Annotated in this window: 14 protein-coding genes; 6 read left to right on the top strand and 8 right to left on the bottom strand. The window is 45.6% G+C overall.

The genetic code is table 11. The features are described from left to right. Positions 1-97: 97 nt before the first annotated feature. The 3 genes from ACQEXP_RS17690 to ACQEXP_RS17680 all read left to right on the top strand — a co-directional run bounded on the left by ACQEXP_RS17690 (position 98) and on the right by ACQEXP_RS17680 (position 2,836). The gene (locus ACQEXP_RS17690; RefSeq protein WP_269378362.1) at positions 98-826 is read left to right on the top strand and encodes a redoxin family protein; all 729 of its coding nucleotides are present in this window, start codon (positions 98-100) and stop codon (positions 824-826) included. Positions 827-1,007: 181 nt separating this feature from the next. Continuing rightward, a complete protein-coding gene (locus tag ACQEXP_RS17685) occupies positions 1,008-2,465 on the top strand; it encodes a dihydrolipoyl dehydrogenase (protein ID WP_426971115.1) in 1,458 nt (485 codons plus the stop codon). A gap of 116 nt (positions 2,466-2,581) precedes the next feature. Next, positions 2,582-2,836, top strand: coding sequence for a DUF3624 domain-containing protein (locus ACQEXP_RS17680; protein WP_269378364.1), 255 nt, complete (start codon positions 2,582-2,584; stop codon positions 2,834-2,836). Between the two features lie 205 nt (positions 2,837-3,041). Here the strand turns inward: ACQEXP_RS17680 and argH are convergent, their stop codons facing one another. The 4 genes from argH to argC all read right to left on the bottom strand — a co-directional run bounded on the left by argH (position 3,042) and on the right by argC (position 8,323). Continuing rightward, a complete protein-coding gene (argH, locus tag ACQEXP_RS17675; RefSeq protein WP_426971114.1) occupies positions 3,042-4,916 on the bottom strand; it encodes an argininosuccinate lyase in 1,875 nt (624 codons plus the stop codon). 245 nt (positions 4,917-5,161) lie between these two features. Continuing rightward, entirely contained in the window at positions 5,162-6,376 is a 1,215-nt protein-coding gene (locus ACQEXP_RS17670) for an argininosuccinate synthase (protein WP_138971075.1), read from the bottom strand. Between the two features lie 110 nt (positions 6,377-6,486). Further along, entirely contained in the window at positions 6,487-7,281 is a 795-nt protein-coding gene (gene argB / locus ACQEXP_RS17665) for an acetylglutamate kinase (RefSeq protein ID WP_426971113.1), read from the bottom strand. A 37-nt stretch (positions 7,282-7,318) separates the two neighbouring features. Continuing rightward, positions 7,319-8,323, bottom strand: a complete 1,005-nt coding sequence (gene argC, locus ACQEXP_RS17660; protein ID WP_269378367.1) for an N-acetyl-gamma-glutamyl-phosphate reductase — start codon at positions 8,321-8,323, stop codon at positions 7,319-7,321. Positions 8,324-8,476: 153 nt separating this feature from the next. Here argC and argE point away from each other — a divergent pair, with 153 nt between their 5' ends. The 3 genes from argE to ACQEXP_RS17645 all read left to right on the top strand — a co-directional run bounded on the left by argE (position 8,477) and on the right by ACQEXP_RS17645 (position 13,504). After that, positions 8,477-9,613, top strand: coding sequence for an acetylornithine deacetylase (argE, locus tag ACQEXP_RS17655; RefSeq protein WP_138971077.1), 1,137 nt, complete (start codon positions 8,477-8,479; stop codon positions 9,611-9,613). Positions 9,614-9,935: 322 nt separating this feature from the next. Next, positions 9,936-12,569, top strand: a complete 2,634-nt coding sequence (gene ppc, locus ACQEXP_RS17650) for a phosphoenolpyruvate carboxylase (protein ID WP_426971112.1) — start codon at positions 9,936-9,938, stop codon at positions 12,567-12,569. Positions 12,570-12,964: 395 nt separating this feature from the next. Then, the gene (locus ACQEXP_RS17645) at positions 12,965-13,504 is read left to right on the top strand and encodes a PadR family transcriptional regulator (protein WP_269378370.1); all 540 of its coding nucleotides are present in this window, start codon (positions 12,965-12,967) and stop codon (positions 13,502-13,504) included. 98 nt (positions 13,505-13,602) lie between these two features. Here ACQEXP_RS17645 and cysE read toward each other — a convergent pair whose 3' ends face one another. The 4 genes from cysE to ACQEXP_RS17625 all read right to left on the bottom strand — a co-directional run bounded on the left by cysE (position 13,603) and on the right by ACQEXP_RS17625 (position 16,754). Then, entirely contained in the window at positions 13,603-14,424 is an 822-nt protein-coding gene (cysE, locus tag ACQEXP_RS17640) for a serine O-acetyltransferase (protein WP_269378371.1), read from the bottom strand. A gap of 61 nt (positions 14,425-14,485) precedes the next feature. Continuing rightward, a complete protein-coding gene (gene gpsA / locus ACQEXP_RS17635; RefSeq protein ID WP_269378372.1) occupies positions 14,486-15,517 on the bottom strand; it encodes an NAD(P)H-dependent glycerol-3-phosphate dehydrogenase in 1,032 nt (343 codons plus the stop codon). Between the two features lie 176 nt (positions 15,518-15,693). After that, complete coding sequence (gene secB, locus ACQEXP_RS17630) at positions 15,694-16,161, bottom strand: protein-export chaperone SecB (RefSeq protein WP_138971081.1); 468 nt, start codon at positions 16,159-16,161, stop codon at positions 15,694-15,696. Positions 16,162-16,319: 158 nt separating this feature from the next. After that, on the bottom strand, positions 16,320-16,754 hold the full coding sequence (locus ACQEXP_RS17625) for a rhodanese-like domain-containing protein (RefSeq protein ID WP_138971082.1): 435 nt from the start codon (positions 16,752-16,754) through the stop codon (positions 16,320-16,322). Between the last annotated feature and the right edge of the window lie 49 nt (positions 16,755-16,803).

The raw sequence follows: 16,803 nt of genomic DNA, 5'->3' as shown, positions 1-16,803 counted from the left end.
AAAGGATTTTTTTAATAATAGCTTCATCGAAACGGAGCACAGTGAAAGCACTGATAAGACTCACCACCAAATTACATAAAATCAAAAGGAAACAAATATGTTTGCATCTAAAGAAGGTCAAAACGTACCACAAGTTACTTTCCCAACTCGTCAAGGTGATGCATGGGTTAACGTAACCACTGATGAGCTGTTTAAAGGTAAGACTGTTTTAGTATTCAGCCTACCTGGTGCGTTTACTCCGACTTGTTCATCAAGCCACCTACCTCGTTACAATGAGTTGTTCCCTGTATTCAAAGAGCATGGTGTTGATGAAATCCTATGTGTATCGGTCAATGACACATTCGTTATGAACGCATGGAAACAGGATCAGGAAGCAGAAAACATTACCTTCATTCCTGACGGTAACGGCGAGTTCACTGACGGTATGGGTATGCTCGTTGACAAAAACGACCTTGGTTTCGGCAAACGTTCATGGCGCTACAGCATGCTAGTTAAAGATGGCGTAGTAGAAAAAATGTTCATCGAACCAAACGAACCAGGTGACCCGTTCAAAGTATCTGACGCTGACACTATGCTTGCGTACATCGCTCCTGATTACAAAACACAAGAATCTATCACTGTGTTTACTAAACCAGGCTGCCCATTCTGTGCGAAAGCGAAACAAAACCTGATTGACCACGGTCTTCAGTATGAAGAAGTGGTTCTGGGTAAAGATGCGACAACAGTAAGTCTACGTGCAGTCACTGGTCGTTCTACAGTTCCTCAAGTTTTCATCGGTGGTAAACACATCGGTGGCAGCGAAGAGCTAGAAGCTTACCTAGGCTAATAAACCCTCAGTCTCCCGTGCCACTGCGGTGCGGGGGACACCTAAATTCTACTCCTCCCCAGTCTTGATAAGTCGTTGTCTCAGGGCAGTCCCACGACTTATCCAGATTGATACAAACATAGATTCAAATCCTCAAGCTTTCTCACTCGGAAACGCTTGGAGTAAACAGCGAGACCCAGTTATGAAACAGTTAAATGTCGATGTTGCCGTTATTGGTGGTGGTACAGCAGGTTTAGGCGCATATCGCGCAGCAAAAGCACATACAAACAGTGTTGTGATGATTGAAGGTGGCCCATACGGCACCACTTGTGCTCGCGTAGGTTGTATGCCTTCGAAGCTATTGATTGCTGCGGCTGAAAGCGTTCACCACATCGAAAAAGCACCAGGTTTTGGTGTTCATCCTCAAGGCGAAATCGTGATTAACGGCCGCGAAGTAATGGATCGTGTTAAACGTGAACGTGACCGTTTTGTAGGTTTTGTACTGGAAGGTGTCGATGAGATCCCAGCAGAAGACAAGATTGCTGGTTACGCAAAATTTATCGACAACAACACCTTGATTGTGGATGACCATACTCAGATCCACGCTAAACGTATTGTTATTGCGACGGGTTCGCGTCCAGCGTACCCTGCGGTTTGGAACGAACTCGGTGATCGTCTCATCATTAATGACGATGTGTTTGACTGGGATGATCTTCCTGAATCTGTTGCCGTATTTGGCCCTGGTGTTATTGGCCTTGAACTTGGACAAGCGCTGCATCGTTTAGGTGTAAATGTGAAGCTGTTTGGCCTTGGTGGTCAAGTAGGCCCAATCACAGACCCTGAAGTCATGGCTTACGCAGATAAAGCCTTCAAGCAAGAGTTCTACTTGGATGCGGACGTTAAAATCGAAAGCATGAAGCGTATTGACGGCACTGACAAAGTTGAAATTCTCTTTATTAATCAAGATGGTGAATTGGAAAGCTTTATCGTTGACTATGTATTGGCAGCCACTGGACGTCGACCAAACGTTGATAAACTAGGCTTGGAGAATACCTCTCTAGAGCTTGATGAGCGCGGCGTTCCAACCGCTGAATATTACACGCTGCAAACGTCAGTAGAGAGCATCTTTATTGCCGGAGATGCCAGCAATCAAATTCCGCTGCTACACGAAGCTGCAGATCAAGCGCGTATCGCTGGGGATAACGCAGGTCGTTTCCCAGATATTCGTGCAGGCCTGCGTCGTTCGCCAATATCAGCCGTCTTCTCTGACCCGCAAATCGCAATGGTTGGTGAGACCTATAAGCAGCTAACCACACGTTTAGGTAATTGTGGCTGTTTCGCGACGGGTGAAGTTTCATTTGAAAACCAAGGTCGATCTCGCGTTATGTTGCGCAATAAAGGCATCCTTCACGTATACGGTGAACAGGGTACGGGTCGCTTCCTCGGTGCAGAGATGATGGGACCGAATGCAGAGCACCTAGCTCACCTGCTAGCCTGGGCACACCAGAATAAAATGACTGTGTCTGAGATGTTAGATATGCCTTTCTATCATCCGGTGATCGAAGAGGGTGTACGCACAGCCTTACGTGACCTAAACGCTAAACTACATCTAGGTCCAGAGATGATTAAACACTGTCTAGATTGCGGCCCAGGCTGCTAATCCAAAATCAAAAGCGAGCCCAAATAGCTCGCTTTTTTGTATCAGGTTGTGGAAGAGAACGTTCTCTCTAGGTTAGGATATAAACCACTCAATGCGCTCACTAATAAGCCACCAGCATGACATGCCAGTATTGTAAAAACAGCCAATGGTTTTGGAAAAAACTTGGCCGCTGCCAAAGATGTATGGATCAACTCACTGTGCTTTCTGTTTTATGTTGGATTGTATGGTGGTTTGCGTTTAAAGATAACCCGAAAACTATCGAATCGATCGCGCTTATTTTGGCTGGTTTTGCTTTCAACGGCCTACTCTTCCTACACCTTTGGATGCGCTTTGTGATCCTTCCATGGCGAAAACGAAATGGCAAAGAGTAGCGCCATAACAGCGAAGTGTTCGAGCCAATCAAATTTAGTGAGACGCTAAAAAAGAAAAAGCCCCAAAACCAATATCTGGTTTGGGGCCTTCTTAGATTCTTCTAAGAAAAAGCAGTGGTACTTTTATAGACTCTGCTTAATCTTATTAGTTCCAAAAAAGAACGATCTTTTTTGATCTTTTTTTGATACATTCAGATTCAATCACTTACGCGACGCTGACACGTGCAATGGCTTGCTCAACCAGATTGACTTCAAGTGCCACTTCGTCACAAGCGTGTTGCCTTGGACATTGATCGCAATCTTTTAGTACCTTCTCAGGCAATAGTGACTTAGATGTCGGTAAGAAGGCCTGCTTCATAAAGAACTCTGGTGTTCTCGTTAGAACAAACACTTTTTTGATTGCCATCAAGCGGGCTTTTTCTACCAAATACTGAACAATCGCACTGCCTTGTCCCTGTTTTTGCCAACCAGCTTCAACACCTAATGAGCGAATTTCAGCTAAACCCGAGTCATACACATAAAGGGATGCACAACCGGTCACTTCCCCATGATGTTCCGCGACAGCAAATGAGCCAATATCACGCACAAGCTCGCTACGTGAACGCGGTAAGTTTTCACCCATATTCGCCCAGTAAGCCACCATACCTTCCAATGCTTCAATATCCGTTAGACGTGCCGGTCTAACCTTAACCGCGGAGGTATCACGTTTAATCAAACGTCCTTCGGCCTGCTCAACCGCATAGGCAACCTGCTTAGGTGAAACCCCACCTAAAGCGCTGCGTTTTTCTAAGCACGATTCGATGGTCAGAATGCTGTATACGTCCTCTTCGATAACGTCTGAAAACTCCTTGAGCTCAGCGATAGAAAGCTCTTCTAGAGCACTGCCTTTAGCGATCGCACCCACGACAGCCACACCAACGATATGGTGAGCTTCACGGAATGGGATCCCTTTCGCGACCAAATAGTCAGCTAACTCAGTCGCATTAGCATAGCCTTGCTTGGCCGCTTCAAGCGTACGTTCTTTATTTACTTTAATACCGTCAAAGCAGAGTGCAGCCATCTCCATACAATCGTTCCACGTATCGAGCGCATCGAACAAGCCTTCTTTGTCTTCCTGCATATCTTTGTTGTACGCAAGAGGCAGAGCTTTAACCGTCATCATCATGCCTGCCAATGAACCGTAAACACGACCAGTTTTGCCACGAATCAGTTCAAGAGCATCAGGGTTTTTCTTCTGTGGCATCAGTGATGAGCCAGAGGTGACGGTATCAGCCAATTCGATAAAGTTAGACTCACCCGAGTTGTAAAAGATCATATCTTCAGCAAGGCGAGACAAATGCAGCATCGAAATAGAGGCGACAGACATCAGCTCCATAACATGGTCACGATCGGAAACTGAATCGAGAGAGTTACGTGTCGCTCTGCGGAAACCCAGATTATGTGCTAACACTTCACGATCGATCGGATAAGCCGTCCCTGCTAGCGCACCTGAACCTAATGGACAGGTATCAAGACGGGTAATCGCATCATGCAAGCGCGAGTAGTCACGCTCGAACATTTCAACATACGCCAAACACCAATGAGCAAAGGTCACTGGCTGAGCACGTTGCAGATGGGTATAGCCAGGAAGAACCGTATCCTGATGCTGTTTCGCTACCGATACCATCTGGGCTTGAAGACGATCAAGCGCCATAAGCAGCTGTTGCCCTTGTTGACGACACCAAAGCTTTAAGTCGGTTGCGACCTGATCATTACGCGAACGACCAGTGTGGAGCTTTTTACCTAAGTCTCCCACTTTGCCAATCAACTGTTGCTCAACCCAAGAGTGGATATCTTCCGCATCTGAGCGCAAAATTTGGTGTGGGTCTTCCATCACCTCTAGCTTGAGTTCATTCAATGCCAGTTCGAGTTTCTGCTGCTCTTCTTCACTCAGCACGTCAACAGACATCAGAGCCTTAGACCAAGCGATTGACCCTACAATATCTTGTTCAGCTAGTCGGTAATCGAAGCGCAATGAGTCGTTAAAGTCTTTGAATCTCGTATCTGCCGCTTGGGTAAATCTTCCGCCCCATAATGCCATCGCGTTTCTCCTGATTACCTTGCTCACTATTTGTGCTAGTAGCTATATTGCTTAAAATGACTCTGAATCTGATTCAGTTTTTATGATGAATCAAAGTTACGGCAAAATCCGATAAAAATAAAGTATTAATTCATTATTTTTACATATTTATTCACAGATAAATCTATCACTCATCTGCGATGAACATATACGTAAAAAGCCCATTTGGATACCAAATGGGCTCTAACTGTTAATGCATATCTCAATTATTTTTTCTGGCTATTCAACGCACGAATACGGCTTGATAGCGAGTAAAGACGAATGAAGCCTTCCGCGTGGCTTTGATCGTACACTTCGTCTTCACCGAAGGTCGCAAATTTCTCACAGTATAGGCTATTGTCTGAACGTTTTTGAGTCACTGTCGCTTGACCTTTGTAGAGTTTAACCACTACTTCACCGTTCACGTCCTGAGCCAGCTCTTCTGATGCAGCGAGAATCGATTTACATAGCGGTGTGAACCAACGGCCGTCGTACACTAGATGAGATGCTTTTAGACCTAGCTCTTCACGGAACTCAAATGATGTTTTATCCAGCACCAGTTGCTCTACTGCACGTAGTGCTTCCATCATGATAGTGCCCCCTGGAGTTTCGTAACAACCACGCGACTTCATACCAACTAAACGGTTCTCGACAATATCAATACGCCCAACACCGTGTTTAGCACCTTTTTCATTTAGGTAAACCAGTGCGTTGTATGGTGTCATTGTTTCACCATCAACAGCAACCACTTCGCCTTTTTCAACTTTTAGCGTGACATATTCCGCTTCGTTTGGCGCTTGCTCTGGATCAACGGTCCAAACCCAGCAATCTTCATTCGGCGCATTCCAAGTCTCTTCAAGAACACCACCTTCGGTTGAGATATGCCATGCGTTTGCATCACGTGAATAAATTTTCGTTAATGATGCGGTACACGGAATATTACGCTCAGCAAGGTAGTCAAGACACTCTTCACGGCTAACAAGATCCCACTCACGCCAAGGAGCGATAACGTGCAAATCCGGTGCTAGAGCGGCAAATGCTCCTTCAAAACGAACTTGGTCATTGCCTTTACCAGTACAACCGTGACACAGTGCATCCGCACCTACTTTACGTGCTACTTCTACCTGAGCCTTAGCAATGATCGGACGCGCCATTGAGGTTCCTAGTAAGTACTTACCTTCGTAGTAAGCGCCCGTTTTAAGCGTTGGATAAATGTATTCCGCGACCATCTCTTCTTTTAGATCCGCGATATAACACTCAGATGCACCAGAAGCTTTTGCTTTTGCTTCGATACCTTCTAGCTCTTCTGCACCTTGGCCAACATCTGCAACAAATGCGATAACTTCACAGTCATAGTTCTCTTTTAGCCACGGAATAATGACTGAAGTATCCAGACCGCCAGAGTATGCGACAACGACTTTATTTACTTGAACTTTGCTCATCTTTCTTTTCTCCAAAATCCCGGCTCTGCGCTTGGCGGTCAGTGCTACGGGTTACATCCTGATTGTTTTTTTGGCTGCACCGCTACATGCGTTGCAGCTAATTCATTGGTTTATTGCTTAGGTAAGAACTGAGTTCCGATGCTTTGTCCGGCAAACAGATCAACCAGCTTGTCTGGGTAACGCCAAGTCGCAACTTGAATCGGGCGACCTAAATCGTTCGCAGCTTCAAGTGCAGCGTTCACTTTGACGATCATACCGTCAGTGATCACATGCCCTTGAATTAAGCTCTGTGCTTGCTTTTCATCGAGGCTCTTGATCAAATGGCCTTTTCCATCGAGAACACCACTCACGTCTGATAGCAGAACTAACTCAGCGTCGAGAGCACCTGCGACAGCCACTGCCGCTTGGTCTGCATTCACATTCATCATCTGACCATTTGCTGTTAAGCCGATCGAGCTAATGATTGGCAAAGCGCCAGCGGCAAGAACAGCTTGAAGCACGGTTGAGTCACCTGGGGTTGCTTTACCAACCGCACCCAACTCAGGATCGAGCTCTTCAACATGGCATAGCCCGCCATCCGCAAGGCTTAGACCGACCGCATTCAGCCCATCTTTAATCGCCTGACCTTGTAGCATCTTGTTTGCCGTGCCTGCTAAAGCACCGGTAATCACTCCAATTTGATCGTAAGGAGTGACTCTTAGACCGTCCTTTTTCACTGTTTTAAGTTGTAGGGCAGCCATTAGATCGTCCACCAGATAACTCCCTCCGTGGACGATCACAATTCGTCGCTGAGCCTGCTTTTGATAATTCGCAATTGCGCCAAATACCTGGCTAAGAGTCTCAGTACAAGACAGTGCAGCACCGCCTAATTTGATCACTAATGGAGTTGATTTGTTATCTGTCATTACTCGTCCCTTTACCTACTTGCTTAAGCGTATTTGCCTAAATAAGGGCAGTTAACTCTGGAAATCCGTAGTGGATGTTTAAACATTGCATCGCTTGACTTGATGCACCTTTCAGTAAGTTATCAATCGCAGAGACTACGATGATATGCTCACCTTGAACCTTCCAGCCGATATCGCAGAAAGGTGTATTTTCTACATTTTGAATACTTGGTAGCACGTCAACGGTGAGACGCACTGCCGGCTTATTTTCATAAGCTGAATGAAATGCTTGAGCGACCTGCTGCTCTGTCACATCTTGAGCAAGTTTGAGCGTGATCGTGGCAAGTATCCCGCGTTTAAAGTTGCCAAGGTGCGGTGTGAAAATCACCTCACGACCCAAGTGGCTAGCAATTTCTGGCTGATGACGATGATTAAATACACCGTAAGGCTGTAAGCTCACCTCACAGTAGCTATTGGTCATGGTAGCCTTTCTACCCGCTCCGGAGACACCGCTAGTCGCATTGATCACCGGCCACTGACTTTCATCAACAAGACCCGCTTCCAATAACGGTTTAATTGCCAATTGAGACGCTGTTGGGTAACAACCAGGAACAGCGATAAGCTGACACTGCTTGATTCCGTCATCGTTCCATTCCGCTAAGCCATAAACCGAGTTATCTAGCCAAGATTCATGCTGATGCTCAAAACCGTAAAACTGGTTATAGAACCCTTCTTTCTTTACACGGAAAGCGCCAGACAAGTCGAAGACCTGACAGCCTTGAGCAAGAAAAAGAGGGGCTAGGTCGTGGCTGACTTCATGCGCGGTAGCTAAAAACACCACATCACTTTCACTTGCGACAGCTTCAACATCAGTAAGAGGAAGCACAGACTGACTAATAATCCCAGCTAACTTACCGTGTAATTGCGAGATACATTTCCCCGCATCTAAGCTATTGGCGGAAACATACAAACCTGATAGCGTAAGTTCAGGGTGTTTGTGCACCATCAGAGCAAGCTCTGCTCCGGTATAACCGCTTGCGCCTATGATTGTGGTTTTAAGCATCTGAGACATCCAATTCGACCTAAAATCACCACTCAACGAGTGACTATAAATTTAATTAATTTCGCTTTTATTGGTTTTTTATTCAATAAAAGTGATTTAATATGTGTTTTACCTTCTTAACCGTACTCTGTCAACAGGGAATGTAAACTAAATATGAAATTACCAAGTTTTCTTGAGGTCTACAGCGGCCTGATTTCCACCTCTTCTATTAGCTCGACAGACCCAAGTTGGGATGAAGGCAACGCCAAAGTCATTGAAAAATTAGCAGGATGGCTAAAGGATGTCGGCTTCAGCGTCGAAGTCACAACCGTCGAAGAAGGTAAACTCAATCTAATTGCCAAGAAAGGCAGTGGAGAAGGTGGACTGCTACTCGCGGGTCACAGCGATACCGTGCCATTCGATCAAGGGAGATGGAATTTTGAACCTCACGCATTAACTGAAGCAAACAATCGCTTCTATGGTTTAGGTACGGCAGATATGAAGGGCTTTTTCGCCTTTATTATAGAAGCCGTAAAAAAAGTCGATTGGAGTAAACAGACCAAGCCTCTTTATATACTGGCAACCTGCGATGAAGAGACAACCATGCTGGGTGCACGCCACTTTACTGAGAATGCACCGTTTAAACCGGACTACTGCATTATTGGTGAGCCAACCAGCTTAGTGCCTATTCGTGGTCACAAAGGCCATGTCGCTAATGCCGTGCGAGTTACGGGGAAATCTGGGCACTCTTCAGATCCTTCATTAGGCGTGAATGCGATTGAGATCATGCATGAAGTTCTGTTTGCATTAATGCAGCTACGCGATAAATTGATCAAAGAGTACCACCACCCAGGTTTTGCTATTCCTAGTCCCACTCTTAACCTTGGTCATATTCATGGTGGCGACAGTGCGAACCGTATCTGTGGTTGTTGCGAACTGCATTATGATGTTCGCCCTTTACCGGGCATCAGTTTAGACGGTTTGGACAACATGTTGCGCGGCGCACTTAAAGAGGTTGAAGCTAAGTGGCCTGGTCGAATCAGCATTACTCCACTTCATGAACCCATTCCGGGTTATGAATGTCAGCATGACCACCCATTTATTGGTGGTGTGGAAGAGATCTGTGGGCTCGAATCTCAAACTGTCAACTACTGCACAGAAGCACCTTTCCTGCAACAACTCTGCCCAACTCTCGTTCTAGGGCCAGGGTCAATCGATCAAGCGCACCAACCGGATGAGTTCCTCGCGTTCGAGTTTATTGATCCAACGATCGATGTTTTGTCAAAAGCGATGCATAAGTATTGTTTTTAGAGGCAGAGCAGAAACCATCGCGATTGAATGATGGATGCGGATAAATTGAAGAGTTGGCGTGTTACGCCAACTCTTTTTGTTTGTGAACGCTTCGAACCGGATTATCGGAGCGAAGCGTTCTAGCAATTTAAAGGAGAAAGTCCGTTTTTGTAATAAATTTTCAACATAATTAGTCAATAGCATGCATCTTTGGGCGTTACATTCATTTGCACAATATTTGCAAACTTAGCCTACAGTATTTGACTCGCAGCGATATTTTTCGCTAGATTGTCTACCTAACAAAGAAACATTGGATGTAATTTTTTTACAAGGCAGGAAGATAATGAACGAGAAATACTCTGCGCTCAGAAGCAATGTGAGCATGCTAGGACACTTGCTCGGCAACACCATCAAGGACGCACATGGTGACGTACTTCTAGAGAAAGTAGAAACCATTCGTAAACTTTCCAAGTCCGCCCTCGCAGGCAATCAACAAGATAGAAAAAGCTTGATTGATGAAATAAAAAGCCTGCCAAATGATCAACTGACTCCAGTTGCTCATGCATTCAACCAATTTCTAAACCTAACTAACATGGCAGAGCAGTACCATACGATTTCACGTCACTGCGATGCTCATGTGTGCGAACCAGACGCTATTAATACGCTTTTCTCAAAGCTGGCTCAAAACGACATCAGTAAACTTGATACAGCCCAAGCTGTACGCGATCTAAACATTGAGTTGGTACTAACCGCGCATCCAACTGAAATCACTCGTCGAACCATGATTCACAAGCTGATTAAGATCAACAAGTGCCTTTCTAAACTTGAACTGAGTGATCTATCCGTTAAAGAGCGCCAAAAAACGGAACGTCGTCTTGAGCAGCTAATCGCACAAAGCTGGCACTCGGATACCATCCGCCAACAGCGCCCAACACCACTTGATGAGGCCAAATGGGGCTTTGCTGTGGTTGAGAACTCATTATGGGAAGCGGTACCTGATTTCTTAAGAGAACTAGACCAACGTTTGGAAGGCTATCTAGGCGAAGGGCTACCTATTGATGCGCGACCAGTTCACTTCTCATCATGGATGGGTGGTGACCGAGATGGTAACCCATTTGTCACCCATACCATTACTCGTGAAGTATTACTGCTCTCGCGTTGGAAAGCGGCCGATCTCTACCTAGGCGATATCAACGAACTGGTTAGCGAATTATCGATGACCAAATGCAACGACGCGGTTCGTGCACTCGCGGGTGATGATGAACATGAACCTTACCGTGCTGTACTGAAGCAACTTCGAGAGCTGTTAAACGAAACCAAAGAGATTCTCGACGCCAAGATTCATGGTCAAAAACTGGCCGTCAAAGCGCCGCTGCAACGTGTCGAACAGTTGTGGGAACCTCTCTACGCGTGTTACCAATCACTACACGAATGTGGCATGGGTATCATTGCTGACGGTTCATTACTCGATACCCTACGCCGAATCAAAGCTTTTGGTGTCCATCTAGTTCGTCTCGATATTCGTCAAGAAAGTACCCGTCATTCAGATGTATTGTCTGAGCTGACTCGCTACCTAGGCATTGGTGATTACAACCATTGGAGCGAGCAAGACAAGATTGCTTTTCTAACTAACGAGTTAGCCTCTAAACGTCCACTACTACCACGCGATTGGCAGCCGTCTGAAGCCGTTCAAGAGGTTTTGGACACCTGTAATATCATCGCCCTTCAACCTCGTGAAGCCTTCGGTGCCTATGTTATTTCGATGGCTCGTACCGCTTCCGATGTACTCGCCGTTCACCTGTTGCTACAAGAATCGGGTTGTCCTTACCGTATGGACGTTTGTCCATTGTTTGAAACTTTAGACGACTTAAACAACGCAGAGTATGTCATCAAACAATTGATGGGCATCGACCTATACCGTGGCTTTATTCAAAACCATCAAATGGTCATGATCGGTTATTCAGATTCGGCTAAAGACGCAGGTGTTATGTCTGCTGGCTGGGCTCAATACCATGCCATGGAATCTCTTGTAAAAGTGGCTGAAGATGAGGGCGTCGAACTGACCCTATTCCATGGCCGAGGCGGTACTATTGGTCGCGGTGGCGCACCAGCGCATGCAGCACTACTTTCTCAGCCACCAAAGAGTCTAAAAGGCGGCCTGCGTGTGACAGAGCAAGGCGAAATGATTCGCTTCAAGCTTGGACTTCCAGAAGTTGCAGTCAATAGCTTTAGCCTCTATGCAAGTGCAATCCTTGAGGCGAACCTACTGCCACCACCAGAGCCAAAACAAGAATGGCGTGATTTGATGAACGTCTTGTCAGAGGTCAGCTGTGAGGCATACCGAAACATCGTTCGTGGCGAGCCAGATTTTGTGCCTTACTTCCGTCAAGCAACGCCAGAGTTGGAACTTGGTAAGCTACCGCTTGGCTCTCGACCAGCTAAACGTAATCCTAACGGTGGCGTAGAAAGCCTACGTGCGATTCCATGGATTTTCTCTTGGAGTCAAAACCGTCTTGTTCTTCCTGCATGGCTAGGCGCAGGTGAGGCAATTCAATACTCCGTAGACAAAGGACATCAAGCGCTATTAGAGGAAATGTGTCGCGAATGGCCATTCTTCTCTACACGTCTTGGTATGCTTGAGATGGTTTACACTAAGTGCAATATGGAAATTTCTCGCTACTATGATGAACGCTTGGTAGACCCTAAACTACTGCCGCTGGGTGATCGTCTGCGTGAACAACTGCAAAAAGATATCAAAGCAGTGCTTAATGTAGAAAACAACGAGAACCTGATGCAAAGTGACCCTTGGGGACAAGAGTCCATCCGCTTACGTAACATCTATGTTGAACCATTGAACATGTTGCAAGCAGAATTGCTTTACCGCACTCGTCAAGATCAAGAAGCCGCTCCAGAACTGGAAGAAGCGCTGATGGTTACGATAGCGGGTATTGCTGCGGGTATGCGAAACACGGGCTAACCCTCACAGTTAAAGGTTGGTGTTATCACACCAACCTTTCTCTTTGGTAGTAAATAATGTCACCCGAGAGACATTAGAAACCACAACAAAGATAAATATTCCACAAAACAAACTCAGATCAGTCATTTGTAACTTTTTTGGGATATTTTGTCCTTCTATTCTACTTTATGCTTATTATTTAGATATACTACTCAATCGCTGCGGTTAACTATATATAATCTACAGACTGCAGCTTTCGATAATCTTTTTATCGATCCTAGGTGATAAACGGCTTTTTTAGGTGACATGACCAACTTTGTTGGTGCCACTTTAAATACTGATAATGAGTGCCTTTAGAAGCACGACAGTAAGAAGTGGTTACGTTTTGTAGTTTATTGACCATTTGGATTGAAGACATGTCATTACCACACGTTATCTTGACCGTATTAAGCACGCGCGACGCTACTGGATACGATATCACTAAAGAATTTTCAGCGACTATTGGTTACTTCTGGAAGGCAAGCCACCAGCAAGTGTATCGTGAGCTTAATAAGATGGCTCAGAACAATCTTGTTACTTGTGTTCTTGAACCCCAAGAAGGAAAACCAGACCGTAAGGTTTACTCAATTACTGATTCGGGCCGCACCGCTCTTGGTGAATGGTTCGACCAACCAACCGCACACCCAACGGTTCGTGACGAGTTCTCTGCAAAGCTGATGGCTTGTGCCGTGCAACCTTCTGCGCCATTCCGTACCCAGTTAGGTGAACTTGTTGAAGAGTCACGTAAGCTCGTAGCTCACTATCAAGAGATTGAAAACGCTTACTACTCAACACCATCAACACTTGATAAGCAGCAACGTCTAGAGCGTCTAACGCTTCGCAGAAACCTACTGATTCGCCAAGCATGGGTTGAGTGGGCTCAAGAAGTACTGACTGAATTGGATTCGCTAGCGTAACCGAGAAGTTAGAAAAATTTAAGGGTTGGCACCTAGTGCCAACCCTTTTTTATATTTTAATTAATCAAGCCCAAACTCGGAACGAAACGTTCTTAACGCTATATCCCATCGCCACCGATAAAACTTTGCGACCTGCCGTTAAATTGCTGATCCATATCCAGCGACGGTTTATCGGTTGTTGGGCGACCCACAATCTTAGCAGGTACACCTGCAACGGTTGTATGGGCTGGCACTGGTTGAAGCACGACCGAGCAAGAACCAATCTTCGCCCCTTCGCCCACTTCAATATTACCCAGTATTTTGGCACCCGCGCCAATCATAACACCTTCACGGATTTTAGGATGGCGATCGCCACACTCTTTACCGGTACCGCCCAAGGTTACATCCTGAAGAATCGACACATCGTTCTCAACAACCGCAGTTTCACCAATGACGATCCCCGTGGCATGGTCAAGCATGATGCCATGGCCTATCTTAGCCGCTGGGTGGATATCAACCTGACACGCAACAGAAATTTGATTTTGTAGATAGGTTGCTAAAGCGATACGCCCCTGCTTCCACAGCCAGTTGGCAACTCGGTACCCCTGAAGCGCATGGTAGCCTTTTAAATAAAGCAGTGGCATTGAGTACATAGCAACAGCAGGATCTCGAGTAACAGTAGCGCAGATATCACAGGCCGCTGCTGAGCTGATACTCGGATCAGCATTCAAAGCTTCTTCTACCACTTCCCTAACCGCCATTGCTGGCATAGAAGCCGTATTTAGCTTGTTAGCCAAAATATAGCTAAGCGCTGCGCTTAGGCTGTCATGCTTGATGATGGTCGCATGATAAAAGCTGGCTAACATTGGCTCTTGCTCAGAAAGCTCACGAGCTTCCTTCACAATGGTGTGCCATACCTTCTGTTTCTCACATTGTTTCATGTCGTTTCCTAGAACTGAATCCCTAGTATCTAGATACAAATCCAGTGTTGCTGTCGTTCTCTTATGCTTCCGCTTTCTTATCTCGGGCAAGTAAATCTTTTGCCGCCAAGTTGGCATCCTTTCCTTGATACAATACTTGATAAATTTGGTCAACAATCGGCATCTCTACGCCCATACGCTCAGCCAGTAAGTAGACCTCTTTGGTATTGCGGTAACCTTCCACTACTTGACCAATTTCTTGCTGTGCCGTATCGACATCTTTACCCTGACCTAACGCTAAACCAAAGCGACGGTTGCGCGACTGATTATCAGTACAGGTCAGCACAAGGTCACCAAGACCAGCCATACCCATAAAGGTTTCTGGTTGAGCGCCTAACGCTGCACCAAGACGTGTCATTTCAGCAAGACCACGGGTGATGAGTGCTGTACGCGCATTGGCACCAAAGCCGATACCATCAGACATGCCAGCACCAATCGCAATCACGTTCTTAACCGCACCACCTAATTGCATGCCGATAAAGTCGCTGTTGGCATAAACTCGAAACGTTTTACTGCAGTGAATTTTCTCTTGAAGATCGGCAACAAAATTAGCATCAGGAGAAGCCACAGAAATGGCAGTCGGCATCCCCATCGCCAATTCTTTAGCAAAGGTAGGACCTGAAAGGACCGCTAACGAGTACCCTTCACCAAGCGCTTCATTTGCTACATCTTTAAGTAGTCGACCTGTTTCTGGCTCCAAACCTTTCGTCGCCCAGCAAATTCGCGAGTCTTCACGCAGGTATGGCTTGACGTTATTCAGCACAATACCAAACACATGGCTTGGAACGACCACCAAAAGATCGCGACTCGCTTGAACCGCTTTTTCTAAATCGGATTCAACGATCAGTGAATCTGGAAATTCAATCCCAGGTAAAAACTCGTGATTAGCTCGGTCGGCTTCTAGACGAGCCATATGTTCTGGTTCGTGGCCCCAAATGATTACGTTCGCACCATTTCGCGCGAGTGAGATTGCAAGTGAAGTGCCGTATGAGCCAGCACCTAGGACTGTCATTGCAATTTCTTTACCGTAAGCATTGTTGGTGTTGTCTTTCATTGTTCCGCCTGATTGTCATTAGGTTGACTAGAATCTTGTTACTACTCTCTAGCGTTTAGAAATCAGTAACAAAAGCCCAGTAACTCGCACTTAAAACAAAAAATGCACATCGTATCTTGTGCAAGACACTCTGTGCATTTTATACCATACCTCTGACTGATCAGAGGTATCACTGATTATGCTTCAGCTTGGCCTTCTTGCTGAGCTTGCTGCTGTAGGTAGTTCATAAACAGAGCGTCAAAGTTAACTGGTGCTAAGTTTAGTTGAGGGAACGTACCTTTAACGACTAGGCTTGAGATAGTCTCACGCGCGTATGGGAATAGGATGTTCGGGCAGAATGCACCTAAACAATGTGCTAGCTGGCCTGCTTCCATTTTCTCAGCAGTGAAAATACCACCTTGCTGAACTTCACATAGGAACGCTGTTTCTTCTGCGTTCTTCACAGTCACTGTTAGACGAAGAACCACTTCATAAACACCTTCACCAAGTTCACGGCTTTGAGTATCTAGATCCAGTTTAACATCTGGGTTCCAGTCTTTTTGGAACATGCTAGGTGAGTTTGGAGCTTCAAAAGAAACATCTTTAAGGAAGATGCGTTGGATTGCGAAGTTTTGCGCTTCTTGTTGTGGTGCTGCTTCAGCCATTTTAAAAATCCTTTAATCCTGCAATAAAATATCTGCTTGGAGGTTAACCGAGAGAGTTGGGAATGACTAGGTTTCCAATGATTTTCGTGGAACTCTTCACATCTCTCTAAGACAAACGCTGATTTTTCAATCAGCGTTTAAGGTATTAGCGAGTTAATTTACTTTTTACCTTTAACCAAAGGCATGTTTGCTTCACTCCAAGCAATCAAACCATTTTTAAGCAGGTTGACGTTTTCAAAGCCTGCTTTGGCAAGAAGATTAGCACTCTCTTGAGCCGTTTGACCTGTCTTGCATACTACAATGATTGGGGCTGATTTGTGGTTTTCAAGGCTACCCAAGTTACCAGCCTTGATATCAGACGGCAAAATGTGAACTGCATCTGTAATATGCCCTTTGCGGTACTCATCTTTACTACGAATATCAACAACTACACCATTTTCACGGTTCATAAGTTGTGTCGTTTGTGCAGCTGTAATCTCTTTGTAAGCGGCAGTAGATGATTTAACAATGTTCATGATAAGGGCGACTAATAGACCCACCCATACCAAAGATAGAATCATGTTCTCTTGAAAAAATGCGATGTACTCTTGCATGTCCTGTGCTCTTTGATGATAGAACCGCCCACATTTCCAACAATGTGTG

The sequence above is a fragment of the Vibrio sp. TRT 1302 genome (assembly GCF_050113875.1).
In the GTDB taxonomy this organism is placed as follows: Bacteria; Pseudomonadota; Gammaproteobacteria; order Enterobacterales; family Vibrionaceae; genus Vibrio.
The sequence above is the reverse complement of the archived record's forward strand: the minus strand, read 5'-3'. Positions and strand labels throughout refer to the sequence as shown.

Coding starts and splice junctions, on each gene's coding strand:
- gpsA (WP_269378372.1), bottom strand. CDS start 15,517: ATGAAAGACAACACCAACAATGCTTACGGTAAAGAAATTGCAATGACA.
- ppc (WP_426971112.1), top strand. CDS start 9,936: ATGAACGAGAAATACTCTGCGCTCAGAAGCAATGTGAGCATGCTAGGA.
- argE (WP_138971077.1), top strand. CDS start 8,477: ATGAAATTACCAAGTTTTCTTGAGGTCTACAGCGGCCTGATTTCCACC.
- ACQEXP_RS17625 (WP_138971082.1), bottom strand. CDS start 16,754: ATGCAAGAGTACATCGCATTTTTTCAAGAGAACATGATTCTATCTTTG.
- ACQEXP_RS17690 (WP_269378362.1), top strand. CDS start 98: ATGTTTGCATCTAAAGAAGGTCAAAACGTACCACAAGTTACTTTCCCA.
- ACQEXP_RS17680 (WP_269378364.1), top strand. CDS start 2,582: ATGACATGCCAGTATTGTAAAAACAGCCAATGGTTTTGGAAAAAACTT.
- secB (WP_138971081.1), bottom strand. CDS start 16,161: ATGGCTGAAGCAGCACCACAACAAGAAGCGCAAAACTTCGCAATCCAA.
- ACQEXP_RS17670 (WP_138971075.1), bottom strand. CDS start 6,376: ATGAGCAAAGTTCAAGTAAATAAAGTCGTTGTCGCATACTCTGGCGGT.
- cysE (WP_269378371.1), bottom strand. CDS start 14,424: ATGAAACAATGTGAGAAACAGAAGGTATGGCACACCATTGTGAAGGAA.
- ACQEXP_RS17685 (WP_426971115.1), top strand. CDS start 1,008: ATGAAACAGTTAAATGTCGATGTTGCCGTTATTGGTGGTGGTACAGCA.
- argC (WP_269378367.1), bottom strand. CDS start 8,323: ATGCTTAAAACCACAATCATAGGCGCAAGCGGTTATACCGGAGCAGAG.
- argB (WP_426971113.1), bottom strand. CDS start 7,281: ATGACAGATAACAAATCAACTCCATTAGTGATCAAATTAGGCGGTGCT.
- ACQEXP_RS17645 (WP_269378370.1), top strand. CDS start 12,965: ATGTCATTACCACACGTTATCTTGACCGTATTAAGCACGCGCGACGCT.
- argH (WP_426971114.1), bottom strand. CDS start 4,916: ATGGCATTATGGGGCGGAAGATTTACCCAAGCGGCAGATACGAGATTC.